The sequence below is a fragment of the Streptomyces sp. PR69 genome, from assembly GCF_026420845.1.
GTDB lineage: Bacteria > Actinomycetota > Actinomycetes > Streptomycetales > Streptomycetaceae > Streptomyces.
Genome location: NZ_JAOWCB010000041.1, coordinates 29,906 through 42,363 on the forward strand (window position 1 = coordinate 29,906; position 12,458 = coordinate 42,363).

General features: G+C 69.5%; 11 protein-coding genes. 9 read left to right on the plus strand and 2 right to left on the minus strand.

Annotation, left to right across the window (positions count from 1 at the left end; all coding sequences use genetic code 11):
- Nucleotides 1-236 precede the first annotated feature (236 nt).
- The 6 genes from eccD to OF819_RS26200 all read left to right on the plus strand — a co-directional run bounded on the left by eccD (nt 237) and on the right by OF819_RS26200 (nt 7,312).
- Nucleotides 237-1,715: a type VII secretion integral membrane protein EccD gene (eccD, locus tag OF819_RS26175; RefSeq protein WP_267246112.1), complete on the plus strand. Its 1,479-nt coding sequence runs from the start codon at nt 237-239 to the stop codon at nt 1,713-1,715.
- Between the two features lie 178 nt (nt 1,716-1,893).
- Nucleotides 1,894-2,181, plus strand: a complete 288-nt coding sequence (gene rpsO, locus OF819_RS26180) for a 30S ribosomal protein S15 (RefSeq protein ID WP_031484852.1) — start codon at nt 1,894-1,896, stop codon at nt 2,179-2,181.
- A gap of 304 nt (nt 2,182-2,485) precedes the next feature.
- The gene (locus tag OF819_RS26185) at nt 2,486-4,702 is read left to right on the plus strand and encodes a polyribonucleotide nucleotidyltransferase (RefSeq protein ID WP_267246113.1); all 2,217 of its coding nucleotides are present in this window, start codon (nt 2,486-2,488) and stop codon (nt 4,700-4,702) included.
- Entirely contained in the window at nt 4,699-6,078 is a 1,380-nt protein-coding gene (locus OF819_RS26190) for a M16 family metallopeptidase (RefSeq protein ID WP_267246114.1), read from the plus strand. The genes OF819_RS26185 and OF819_RS26190 overlap by 4 nt, the downstream gene beginning before the upstream one ends.
- A 27-nt stretch (nt 6,079-6,105) precedes the next feature.
- On the plus strand, nt 6,106-6,858 hold the full coding sequence (gene dapB, locus OF819_RS26195; protein ID WP_267246115.1) for a 4-hydroxy-tetrahydrodipicolinate reductase: 753 nt from the start codon (nt 6,106-6,108) through the stop codon (nt 6,856-6,858).
- A 10-nt stretch (nt 6,859-6,868) separates the two neighbouring features.
- Complete coding sequence (locus OF819_RS26200; RefSeq protein ID WP_267246116.1) at nt 6,869-7,312, plus strand: hypothetical protein; 444 nt, start codon at nt 6,869-6,871, stop codon at nt 7,310-7,312.
- 149 nt (nt 7,313-7,461) lie between these two features.
- On the opposite strand, the gene OF819_RS26205 is transcribed toward OF819_RS26200, so the two are convergent.
- Together OF819_RS26205 and OF819_RS26210 are read right to left on the minus strand one after the other, a co-directional pair.
- A complete protein-coding gene (locus OF819_RS26205; RefSeq protein ID WP_267246117.1) occupies nt 7,462-8,013 on the minus strand; it encodes a hypothetical protein in 552 nt (183 codons plus the stop codon).
- 130 nt (nt 8,014-8,143) lie between these two features.
- Complete coding sequence (locus OF819_RS26210; RefSeq protein WP_267246118.1) at nt 8,144-8,383, minus strand: hypothetical protein; 240 nt, start codon at nt 8,381-8,383, stop codon at nt 8,144-8,146.
- Nucleotides 8,384-8,535: 152 nt separating this feature from the next.
- Here OF819_RS26210 and thyX point away from each other — a divergent pair, with 152 nt between their 5' ends.
- From thyX to OF819_RS26225, 3 genes are all read left to right on the plus strand, one after another.
- Nucleotides 8,536-9,276 carry an FAD-dependent thymidylate synthase gene (gene thyX / locus OF819_RS26215; protein ID WP_267246119.1) on the plus strand — a complete coding sequence of 247 codons (741 nt, stop codon included), beginning with the start codon at nt 8,536-8,538 and terminating at the stop codon, nt 9,274-9,276.
- 213 nt (nt 9,277-9,489) lie between these two features.
- Entirely contained in the window at nt 9,490-10,389 is a 900-nt protein-coding gene (gene dapA / locus OF819_RS26220) for a 4-hydroxy-tetrahydrodipicolinate synthase (protein WP_267246120.1), read from the plus strand.
- A 167-nt stretch (nt 10,390-10,556) separates the two neighbouring features.
- Nucleotides 10,557-12,242: a ribonuclease J gene (locus OF819_RS26225; protein WP_267246121.1), complete on the plus strand. Its 1,686-nt coding sequence runs from the start codon at nt 10,557-10,559 to the stop codon at nt 12,240-12,242.
- Nucleotides 12,243-12,458: the final 216 nt, after the last annotated feature.

A 12,458-nucleotide genomic window follows, 5' to 3' on the forward strand; every position in this document is an offset into this window, starting at 1 on the left:
GAACCCGACTCCGCGCGACGGCGATCCTACTTGCAGCCGCCGACACCGCCGCCCGGTAGGGTGGCGCGCGCAGTCACGGCGCACTGCCCGGAGGCGAGGCCGCGCTCAGCGTGCGCAACCGCGAATCAAACCCGGTCGCCCGCCCGGAGCTTGCCCGGAGCACACCGGGCGCCCGCCCGGGGTGCGCAACCGCGAATCAGCCGGCGGATCAGCCGCGAACCAGGGGGTCCAGAAACGTGAGTACGACCGCAACGACCGGCTTCTGCCGCGTCACCGTCGTGGCGCCCGACAGCCGTATCGACGTCGCACTCCCCGAGGACATCGCCGTCGCCGACGTCTACCCGGAGATCCTGCGCCTCACCGGCCAGAGCCAGGACCCCGGCACCCCCACCGGCTACCACCTGGTGCGCCGTGACGGCACCGTGCTCGACAGCGCACGCTCGCTCGCCGCCCAGCGGGTCCTCGACGGCGAGATCCTCAGCCTGCGCCCCTTCGCCGAATCCCTCCCCCCGGCGGTCTTCGACGACGTCTCCGACGCCGTCGCCTCCGCCGTCGTACGCGACCGCCGGCTGTGGAGCGACGACCTGCTGCGCACCGCCGGACTCGTCGGCGGAGTGCTGCTGCTCGTCCTGATGGGCTTCGTCCTGTGGTTCGCCGACCCCGTCCGGCACGACATGCACAGCCTGCCCGGAGTCATCGCGGGCGCGGCCGGCGTGCTGCTCACCGCCTTCGCCGGAGTGCGCGCCCGCGTCTACGCCGACCGGGCCACCGCCGTCGCCCTGGGGCTCGGCGCGCTGCCCCTGCTGCTGATCGGCGGCTCCGGGATCATCGGGCCCGACGCGGGCGGCGGCCCCGGAAAGCTTCAGTTCCTGCTCGGCTGTGTCACGGTGCTGATCGCCTCCGTCGCCCTGGTCGCGCTCACCCCGAGCGGCGACGCCGCCTTCGTCGCCACCACCTTCCTCGCCGCCGTCGGCACGCTCGCCACTTTCATCGCGATCCTCACCGAGGCCTCCGCCACCTCGACCGCCGCGGTGGTCGCACCCGTCGCCGTCGGCCTCGTCGCTTTCCTGCCCGGCCTGTCCGCCCGGTTCGCCCGGCTGCCCATCGGATACGCCTCCCCGCACAGCGCCGCCGCCGACGCGTTCGACGCCGACCCCGACGAGACGGGCGGCGTCCCCGACGCCGAGCCCGTCGACGCCGACCGCATCGCCGCCCAGGCCCGCCGCGGCCACGAGATGCTCCTCGGCCTCGTCGGCGGCTGCGCCGCGGCCGTCGTGGGCTGCGCCGCCGTCCTCGGCTTCGCCGACGGCATCTGGGCGCAGCTCCTCGCCCTCGCCGCCGGTCTCGCCATGCTGCTGCGCGCCCGGCTCTTCCGGTACACCTCACAGGTCGCCTGCGCCCTGGTCGCCGGTCTCGCCGCCATCGCCCTGCTGATCCTCGGCCTGTCCCTGAACCCGCCCGCCGCTCTGCTCCAGGACCTGCTGATGTACGGGGACCGGGGCGGACTCGACATCCGCACCGTCTGGCTCACCGCCGCGGTCGCCGCGGGCGCCGCGCTGCTCACCGCGATCGGCCTGGTCATCCCCAAGAAGGGCCTGTCCCCGTTCTGGGGCCGTCTGCTCGACCTCGCGGAGGGCGCCGTGCTGCTCTCCCTCGTGCCGCTCTGCCTAGCCGTCCTGGACGTCTACAGCGCCGCCCGCTCCCTGACGAGCTGAGCGGAGGGAACGGCTCCCGGGGGCTGGTACGCTGTGTGACGGCCGTTTGTGTACGCAATCCCCGGAGCCCCCGGCTCTGGGCGCAGCGCTCATCGGACCTTCGCCTCCGAGTCACGGAAGCTCCCCTGAGACCAAGACCAGGGGCACTCGCGGGCGCACGAACACGAAGGAGTTCCGAGTGTCTCTCGACGCCGCCACGAAGAAGCAGATCATGGCCGAGTTCGGCACCAAGGAGGGCGACACCGGCTCCCCCGAGGTCCAGGTCGCGCTGCTCTCCCGCCGCATCTCGGACCTGACCGAGCACCTCAAGACCCACAAGCACGACCACCACTCCCGCCGTGGTCTGCTGATCCTGGTCGGTCAGCGCCGCCGCCTGCTGCAGTACCTGGCCAAGAAGGACATCCAGCGCTTCCGTGCGCTGGTCGACCGCCTCGGCATCCGCCGCGGCGCGGCCGGCGCCAAGTAAGACGCTGTGAAGGGAGCGGTTCCCACTCGACAGGGGGCCGCTCCCTTCGCCGTATGCGCGGCCGCTTGTCCACAGCTGCCGTCGCTCTGCGTGCGTGACCTCCCGGAAGGGAACTAGTCTGGTCGCGCAGAGCAAAACGAGGAGAAGCCGCCTCACCGCCGGCCGCCGGTCCTCGGTAGTGGCCCCCGGAGCCATCACCCCGGGTGCTTCGATCGAAGACCGGCCCGCAAAGCGAAGCGCTTCTCCGCCCCGCCCCCGCCACACGGGCGACCGGGCGACAGACGAAACGTAGGAGAAAACGCTAGTGGAGAACGAGACCCACTACGCCGAGGCCGTCATCGACAACGGCTCCTTCGGCACCCGCACCATCCGCTTCGAGACGGGCCGCCTGGCCAAGCAGGCCGCCGGCTCCGCCGTGGCGTATCTGGACGACGAGACCATGGTCCTGTCGGCCACCACCGCTTCCAAGAACCCCAAGGACCAGCTCGACTTCTTCCCCCTGACGGTGGACGTCGAGGAGCGGATGTACTCCGCCGGCAAGATCCCCGGCTCCTTCTTCCGCCGTGAGGGCCGCCCCTCCGAGGACGCCATCCTCACCTGCCGGCTGATCGACCGGCCGCTGCGCCCCTCCTTCAAGAAGGGCCTGCGCAACGAGATCCAGGTCGTTGAGACGATCATGGCCCTCAACCCCGACCACCTCTACGACGTGGTCGCCATCAACGCCGCCTCCTGCTCCACGCAGCTCGCGGGCCTGCCCTTCTCCGGCCCGATCGGCGGCACTCGCGTCGCCCTGATCAAGGGCCAGTGGGTCGCCTTCCCGACGCACACCGAGCTGGAGGACGCCGTCTTTGACATGGTCGTCGCCGGCCGTGTCCTGCCGGACGGCGATGTCGCGATCATGATGGTCGAGGCCGAGGCCACCGAGAAGACGGTCGAGCTTGTCAAGGGCGGCGCCGAGGCGCCGACCGAGGAGATCGTCGCCGCCGGGCTTGAGGCCGCCAAGCCCTTCATCAAGGTCCTGTGCAAGGCCCAGTCGGACCTCGCCGCCAAGGCCGCCAAGCCGACCGGCGAGTTCCCGGTCTTCCTCGACTACGAGGACGACGTCCTGGAGGCGCTCACCGCCGCCGTCCGCCCCGAGCTGGCCCAGGCGCTGACCATCGCCGGCAAGCAGGAGCGCGAGGCGGAGCTCGACCGCGTCAAGCAGCTCGCCGCCGAGAAGCTGCTTCCGGAGTTCGAGGGCCGCGAGAAGGAGATCTCCGCCGCCTACCGCTCGCTGACCAAGACCCTGGTCCGTGAGCGCGTCATCAAGGAGAAGAAGCGCATCGACGGCCGCGGCGTCACGGACATCCGTACGCTCGCCGCCGAGGTCGAGGCCATCCCGCGGGTCCACGGCTCCGCCCTGTTCGAGCGCGGCGAGACCCAGATCCTGGGCGTCACCACGCTCAACATGCTGCGCATGGAGCAGATGCTGGACACCCTCTCCCCGGTGACCCGCAAGCGCTTCATGCACAACTACAACTTCCCGCCGTACTCCACCGGCGAGACCGGCCGCGTCGGCTCCCCCAAGCGCCGTGAGATCGGCCATGGCGCGCTCGCCGAGCGCGCGCTCGTGCCGGTGCTGCCCACGCGCGAGGAGTTCCCGTACGCCATCCGCCAGGTCTCCGAGGCGCTCGGCTCCAACGGCTCCACCTCCATGGGCTCCGTCTGCGCCTCCACCATGTCGCTGCTGAACGCCGGTGTGCCGCTCAAGGCCCCCGTCGCCGGCATCGCCATGGGCCTGATCTCCCAGGAGGTCGACGGCGAGACCCACTACGTCACCCTCACCGACATCCTCGGTGCGGAGGACGCCTTCGGCGACATGGACTTCAAGGTGGCCGGCACCAAGGAGTTCGTCACCGCCCTCCAGCTCGACACCAAGCTGGACGGCATCCCGGCCTCCGTCCTGGCCGCGGCCCTCAAGCAGGCCCGTGACGCCCGCCTCCACATCCTGGACGTGATGATGGAAGCGATCGACACCCCGGACGAGATGTCCCCCAACGCCCCGCGGATCATCACCGTCAAGATCCCCGTGGACAAGATCGGCGAGGTCATCGGCCCCAAGGGCAAGATGATCAACCAGATCCAGGAGGACACCGGCGCCGACATCACGATCGAGGACGACGGCACCATCTACATCGGCGCCGCCGACGGCCCGGCCGCCGAGGCCGCCCGCGCCACGATCAACGGCATCGCCAACCCGACCATGCCGGAGGTCGGCGAGCGCTACCTGGGCACGGTCGTCAAGACCACCACCTTCGGCGCGTTCGTCTCCCTGCTCCCCGGCAAGGACGGCCTGCTGCACATCTCGCAGATCCGCAAGCTCGCCGGCGGCAAGCGCGTGGAGAACGTCGAGGACGTGCTCGCGGTGGGCTCCAAGGTCCAGGTGGAGATCGCGGAGATCGACTCCCGCGGCAAGCTCTCCCTCATCCCCGTGATCGAGGGTGAAGAAGGCGACGAGGCGAAGGACGACGCCGCCAAGTGACCTCCCGTAGTCCCCGGCCGACGGCCCGCACCTCCCCGGAGGCGCGGGCCGTCGCCCGTACCCAAACGCTCCTCAAGGGCAAGGACGGCATCGGCACCGTCCGCCGCACCACCCTCCCCGGCGGACTGCGCATCGTCACCGAAACCCTGCCCTCCGTACGGTCGGCGACCTTCGGCATCTGGGCGCACGTCGGCTCCCGCGACGAGACGCCGTCGCTCGGCGGCGCCACGCACTATCTTGAGCATCTGCTGTTCAAGGGCACACAGCGGCGCTCCGCCCTCGACATCTCCGCCGCCATCGACGCCGTCGGCGGCGAGATGAACGCCTTCACGGCCAAGGAGTACACGTGCTACTACGCGCGGGTACTCGACACCGATCTGCCGCTCGCCATCGACGTCGTCTGCGACATGCTCACCGGCTCGCTGATCCACCAGGAGGACGTCGACGCCGAGCGCGGCGTGATCCTCGAAGAGATCGCGATGACGGAGGACGACCCGAGCGACTGCGTCCACGATCTGTTCGCCCGCACCATGTTCGGCGACACCCCGCTCGGCCGCCCCGTCCTGGGCACCGTCGACACCGTGAGCGCGCTGACCGCCGACCGCGTGCGCCGCTTCTACAAGAAGCACTACGACCCCACCCACCTGGTCGTGGCCGCCGCGGGCAACGTCGACCACGCTGCCGTCGTACGCCAGGTCCGCCGCGCCTTCGACAGGGCCGGCGCCCTCGGCGACACCGCCGCGCTGCCGCTCGCCCCGCGCGACGGCCACCGCTCCCTGCGCACCGCCGGCCGGGTCGATCTGATCGACCGCAGGACCGAGCAGGTCCATGTCGTCCTCGGCATGCCCGGCCTCGCCCGCACCGACGAGCGCCGCTGGGCCATGGGCGTCCTCAACACCGCCCTCGGCGGCGGCATGTCCTCCCGTCTCTTCCAGGAGGTCCGGGAGAAGCGCGGCCTCGCCTACAGCGTGTACTCATACACCTCCGGCTTCGCCGACTGCGGGCTCTTCGGCGTGTACGCGGGCTGCCGCCCCAGCCAGGTCCACGACGTGCTCAAGATCTGCCGCGGCGAACTGGAGCGCGTCGCCGCCGAAGGACTGCCGGACGACGAGATCGCCCGTGCCGTCGGACAGCTCTCCGGCTCCACCGTCCTCGGGCTTGAGGACACCGGCGCGCTGATGAACCGCATCGGCAAGAGCGAGCTGTGCTGGGGCGCCCAGATGTCCGTCGACGACATGCTCGCGAAAATAGCCGCGGTCACACCCGACGACGTACGCGCCGTCGCCGCCGACGTCCTGGGACGGCGTCCCTCGCTGTCGGTGATCGGCCCGCTGAAGGACAAACAGGCCGACCGACTGCACGAAGCCGTTTCCTAGATCCTTCTCGTAGGGAGAGCAAGAGCAATGAGCAAGCTGCGCGTGGCCGTCCTCGGAGCCAAGGGGCGGATCGGCTCCGAAGCCGTACGGGCCGTGGAGGCCGCCGAGGACATGGAACTGGTCGCGGCGCTCGGACGCGGCGACAAGCTGGAGACCCTCGTCGACCAGGGGGTCCAGGTCGCGGTCGAGCTGACCACTCCCGCCTCGGTGATGGGCAACCTCGACTTCCTGGTACGCCACGGCATCCACGCCGTCGTCGGCACCACCGGCTGGACCGACGAGCGCCTCGCGCATCTGCGCACCTCCCTCGACGCCGCGCCGCAGACCGGTGTGCTCATCGCGCCCAACTTCTCCATCGGCGCGGTCCTCACCATGAAGTTCGCGCAGATCGCCGCGCCCTACTTCGAGTCGGTCGAGGTCGTCGAGCTGCACCACCCGAACAAGGCCGACGCTCCTTCGGGCACCGCCACCCGCACCGCCCAGCTGATCGCCGCGGCCCGCGCGGAGGCCGGCTGCGCCCCGCAGCCCGACGCCACGACGACCGCCCTGGACGGCGCCCGCGGCGCGGACGTCGACGGTGTGCCGGTGCACGCCGTACGGCTCCGCGGCCTGCTGGCCCACCAGGAGGTGCTGCTCGGCGGGGAGGGCGAGACCCTCACCGTCCGCCATGACTCGCTGCACCACAGCAGCTTTATGCCGGGCATCCTGCTGGGCGTCCGCCGAGTGGTGGGCGCCCCGGGCCTGACCTTCGGCCTGGAACACTTCCTCGACCTGGGCTGAGCGGACCGCCATGCGCGCAAAGATCACGTACTTCATCACGGCTGCCGTCCTGGTCGTCTACTTCGTCCTGGTCGGCAGCCGGGGCCTGCTCCTGATCCAGGAGGGCACCGCGCTCACCGTCACCTTCGGGGTCGCGGTGCTGATCCTGCCGCTGATCGGCGTCTGGTTCCTCTGGAAGAACACCCAGTTCGTCACCAAGGCCAACAAGCTGGCCGCACAGCTGGAGTCAGAGGGCGGACTGCCGGTCGACGAACTGGTGCGCACCCCGAGCGGCCGTATCGACCGGGAATCGGCGGACGCGGTCTTTGCCAGACGGCGCGCCGAGACGGAGGACGCCCCCGACGACTGGCGCTGCTGGTTCCGCCTCGCCGTGGCCTACCACGACGCCCGCGACACCCCACGCGCCCGCAAGGCGATGCAACACGCGATCGCCCTCCACGAGCGCCGCGCCTGACCCAACCGGGGGCTCCGCCCCCGGACCCCCGCGCCTCAATCTCCCCCAGCTACCGCTGGGCGGTACCCCCAGGCGAGGCTCATTTGAGCCCGTCCGGCGTTTGAGGACACGGCCGGAGGCCGTACGGGGGTCTGGGGGCTTGCCCCCAGTTACGACCGGTACTCGGCCGCCCACGCCTCCACCGCATCCGCGGCCCGGTCAAACGCCACCGCCCGCGCCAGAAAATCCGCGTTGTGGTCCGTGAGCAGCGGCACCGCCCCACCCGCCCCGCCCCGCCGGACGAGGACCAGCGCCTGCCCCTGCACGGTGCGCGGCATGCCCAGCCAGCGCACCGGCTGCTGCACCGTCCGTACGGCCTCGACCTCGCCCCACGCCAGCGTGGCGGTGGCGAAGAACCTCACCCGCCGCAGACCATGGCGGCTCACCCACACGCCCATACGCAGCAGCCGCAGCGCCACCGCGACGAGGGCGAGCCCCACGCCCAGGCATACCGCGGCGCCGTCCAGGGCCCCGGCAAAGGCGACGATCATCGCCGCGAGGAACACGAACGAGGCCAGGAGCAGCAGCAGCGCGGCCGTGCCCACCCGCCAGGGGCCCGGCCGGTAGGGGCGTCGCCACTCGTCGTGGTCGTCGAAGGGCAGCGCGGCGTCGGATGGATCCGCGTCGAATGTACGGTCGGCCGTCAGAAAGGGCAGGGGCACGACGGTTCCTCACTCACCAGCGCACGCGGGACGGCGCACTCGTTTGCACTCATTGGGCTGTGACCGGTGAGGCTATCGAGGCGGTCCCGGGCCGACCACGTCAGGGGCGGCCTGATCAGCGCCCGCCTGATCAGCGCCCGTCGGTGGCCGTGGACTGCTGCGTATGCCCCGGCGACTGGCTGGTCTCCAGCGCGGGCAGCCCGAAGAGCAGCGAGCCGACCAGTCCGGACACGAGGGTCAGCCCGATCAGCGTACGGCCCGCGAGCTGAGAGAAGCTGGGACGTTCGCGCGGCGGAGGAGTGACGTTACTGCGGAAGCGATCGGCATCCGCGACGAATGCGAACGGAACGGCCTCTCGCCGGCTGAACATGAGGGTGCCCTCCTCAAGCTGGTGTTTGATCGGTGCTACTGGTACAGACGAGAGAAAGCGCCATTTGGTGCCGTAAATCTCTCCGGCCCCCGTTCGGCCCGGCTGAGCCGCTCGTTAGAGTGGTCGCCGCCGTCGTAACCGGAAGGACCCCAGTGCCCCCTACCCCCGCTGACAGCGCTGAGCCCGAGTTCCGCAGTGATGTGACCGTGGAACTGGTGAGAAGCAGCGCCCAGGACTCGGACGTGCTCTGGGCAGCGCGTGTCTCGACTCTCGGTGAGCAGTCCCTCGAAGAGCTCACCAAGGACCCGGAGCGTTCCAAGGGCCTGATCAACTTCCTGATGCGGGACCGGCACGGCAGCCCCTTCGAGCACAACTCGATGACGTTCTTCATCAGCGCCCCGATCTTCGTCTTCCGCGAGTTCATGCGGCACCGCGTGGGCTGGTCGTACAACGAGGAGTCGGGGCGCTACCGGGAGCTCCTGCCGGTCTTCTATGTCCCGGGGCAGGACCGCAAGCTCGTGCAGGAGGGGCGGCCCGGCAAGTATGTCTTCGTCGAGGGCACCGAGGCACAGCACGCCACGGCCCGCACCGCGATGGAGGAGTCCTACGCCCAGGCGTACGAGGCGTACCAGAAGATGCTGGCGGACGGCGTCGCCCGCGAGGTGGCCCGCTCGGTCCTTCCCGTCGGTCTGTACTCCTCCATGTACGCCACCTGCAATGCCCGCTCGCTGATGCACTTCCTCGGTCTGCGTACGCAGCACGAGATGGCGAAGGTCCCGTCCTTCCCACAACGTGAGATCGAGATGGTCGGCGAGAAGATGGAAGAGCACTGGGCCAGGCTTATGCCGCTGACCTATGCCGCCTTCAACGCCAACGGCCGCATTGCCCCCTGAGGGGAGCGGTGAAGCGGTTAAAAGGGGCAAACGTTTGAATCGGCCCCGCGAAGTGTCCGTATTGCGACGTTTCAAGAACTTCATCTAGGCTGATCAAACGGACCCGGCACTGCTTGAACCCCCGAGCAGGCAGTGCCGGGCTCCGCATGTCAGGTCATACGTCACGTCCCCCGAGGGGACACACCCCGCTGAGCAGCGAGTAGCGTGTTACCCATGGCACCGATCTCCACCCCGCAGACCCCCTTCGGTCGGGTCCTCACCGCCATGGTCACGCCCTTCACGGCGGACGGCGCTCTCGATCTTTCCGGCGCCCAGGCGCTGGCCGCCCATCTGGTGGACGCAGGCAATGACGGCCTGATCGTCAACGGCACCACCGGAGAGTCGCCCACCACCAGCGATGCGGAGAAAGACCAGCTCGTACGAGCGGTCCTGGAAGCGGTCGGAGACCGGGCCCATGTCGTCGCCGGCATCGGCACCAACGACACCCGCCACAGCATTGAGCTCGCCCGCGCCGCCGAGCGTGCCGGCGCGCACGGCCTGCTCGCGGTCACCCCGTACTACAACAAGCCCCCTCAGGAGGGCCTGCTCCGCCACTTCACGGCGATCGCCGACGCCACCGAGCTGCCCGTGATGCTGTATGACATCCCGGGCCGCAGCGGGGTCCCCATCGACACCGAGACGATCGTCCGCCTTGCCGACCATCCGCGCATCGTCGCCAACAAGGACGCCAAGGGCGACCTCGGCCGTGCCAGCTGGGCCATCGCCCGGTCCGGGCTGGCCTGGTACTCCGGCGACGACATGCTCAACCTCCCCCTCCTGTCGGTCGGCGCCGTCGGCTTTGTCTCCGTCGTCGGCCATGTCGTCACCCCGGAGCTGCGCGCCCTCCTCGAAGCCCACCTCAGCGGCGACGTCTCCAAGGCCATCGTGATCCACCAGCAGCTGCTCCCCGTCTTCACGGGTATGTTCCGCACCCAGGGTGTGATCACCACCAAGGCCGCGCTCACGCTCAAGGGCCTGCCGGCCGGCCCGCTGCGCCTTCCGCTTGTGGAGCTCTCCCCGGAGGAAACGGCCCAGCTCAGGATCGACCTGGCAGCAGGCGGGGTACAGCTGTGACGCCGGCGGGGTACTGCTGAAGACAACGGACTTCGTAAGACTTCATAACTGAATACGCGAAGCAGTCCGACCGGCGTACGGCGGACGACGACAACAGCAAGTGCACGAATGTCATGTACGCCACGTGCCTCGACGGTGCGTGGGGCGTACATGGTGAGGAGAGTCTTTTGAGTCATCCGCATCCTGAACTCGGCGCTCCGCCGAAGCTCCCCAAGGGCGGCCTGCGCGTCACCCCGCTGGGCGGGCTGGGCGAGATCGGCCGGAACATGACGGTCTTCGAGTACGACGGCCGGCTGCTGATCGTCGACTGCGGCGTGCTCTTCCCTGAGGAGGAGCAGCCCGGAGTCGACCTGATCCTGCCGGACTTCACCACGCTCCGGGACCGCCTCGACGACGTCGAAGGCATCGTGCTCACGCACGGTCACGAGGACCACATCGGCGGTGTTCCGTTCCTGCTCCGGCTGAAGCCCGACATTCCGCTGATCGGCTCCAAGCTGACGCTCGCCCTGATCGAGGCGAAGCTCCAGGAGCACCGCATCCGCCCCTACACCCTTGAAGTCGCCGAGGGGCACCGCGAGCGCATCGGCCCCTTCGACTGCGAGTTCGTCTCGGTCAACCACTCCATCCCGGACGCGCTGGCCGTCGCCATCCGCACACCCGCGGGCATGGTGGTGCACACCGGTGACTTCAAGATGGACCAGCTTCCGCTGGACGGCCGCCTGACGGATCTGCGGGCCTTTGCCAAGCTGGGCGAGGAGGGCATCGACCTCCTGCTCTCCGATTCGACGAATGCCGAGGTCCCCGGCTTTGTCCCGCCCGAGCGGGATATCTCCAACGTCCTGCGGCAGGTCTTCGCCAACGCGCAGAAGCGCATCATCGTCGCCAGCTTCGCCAGCCATGTCCACCGCATCCAGCAGATTCTCGACGCGGCCCATGAGTACGGCAGAAGGGTCGCCTTCGTCGGTCGCTCGATGGTCCGGAACATGGGCATCGCCCGGGATCTTGGCTACCTGAGGGTGCCCGCCGGCCTGGTCGTCGACGTCAAGACGCTGGACGACCTGCCAGACGACGAGATCGTGCTCGTCTGCACGGGCAGTCAGGGCGAGCCCATGGCGGCCCTGTCCCGCATGGCCAACCGCGACCACCAGATCCGCATCGTCCAGGGCGACACGGTGATCCTTGCGTCGTCCCTCATCCCGGGCAATGAGAACGCCGTCTACCGCGTGATCAACGGACTGACCCGCTGGGGCGCGAACGTCGTCCACAAGGGCAATGCCAAGGTCCATGTCTCGGGCCATGCCTCGGCCGGCGAACTGCTGTACTTCTACAACATCTGCAAGCCGCGGAATCTGATGCCGGTCCACGGCGAGTGGCGTCATCTGCGCGCCAACGCCGAGCTCGGCGCTCTTACCGGCGTCCCCAAGGACCACATCGTGATCGCCGAGGACGGCGTCGTGGTCGACCTGGTCGACGGCAAGGCCAGGATCGTCGGCAAGGTCCAGGCCGGCTATGTGTACGTCGACGGACTGTCGGTCGGCGATGTCACCGAGGCGGCGCTCAAGGACCGCCGGCTCCTCGGCGACGAGGGCATCATCTCGGCCTTCGTCGTGGTCGACTCCACGACAGGCAAGGTCGTCGGCGGCCCGCACATCCATGCCCGCGGCTCCGGCATCGAGGACGCGGCCTTTGACGCGATCATCCCGAAGATCGAAGAGGCCATCGCCAAGGCGGCCCAGGACGGCATCGTGGAACCCCATCAGCTCCAGCAGCTCATCCGCCGCACGCTGGGCAAATGGGTATCCGACAGCTACCGCCGCCGCCCGATGATCCTCCCGGTCGTCGTCGACGTCTGACAGCCCCTCACCGGGCGTGCGTGCCCGGGCGCGTGTGAGCGGGGCTCCTCGATTTGCGTCGGGGAGCCCCGCTCCAGTACGTTTACGTCTCCGCCTGCACAGGAACCCGGCACACTTGTGTGCTCGGGCCACTTCCTGGAAGAGGCCGGGAATTCCGACTCAGATATCTCTGATAAAGTCGGTCCGGCCGAAAGGCAGCCGAAAGGCAAAGGCCCT

What these genes read in the sequence shown, in the direction of transcription:
- dapA (WP_267246120.1), top strand. Translation starts at nt 9,490, where the DNA reads ATGGCACCGATCTCCACCCCGCAGACCCCCTTCGGTCGGGTCCTCACC.
- dapB (WP_267246115.1), top strand. Translation starts at nt 6,106, where the DNA reads ATGAGCAAGCTGCGCGTGGCCGTCCTCGGAGCCAAGGGGCGGATCGGC.
- OF819_RS26200 (WP_267246116.1), top strand. Translation starts at nt 6,869, where the DNA reads ATGCGCGCAAAGATCACGTACTTCATCACGGCTGCCGTCCTGGTCGTC.
- OF819_RS26210 (WP_267246118.1), bottom strand. Translation starts at nt 8,383, where the DNA reads ATGTTCAGCCGGCGAGAGGCCGTTCCGTTCGCATTCGTCGCGGATGCC.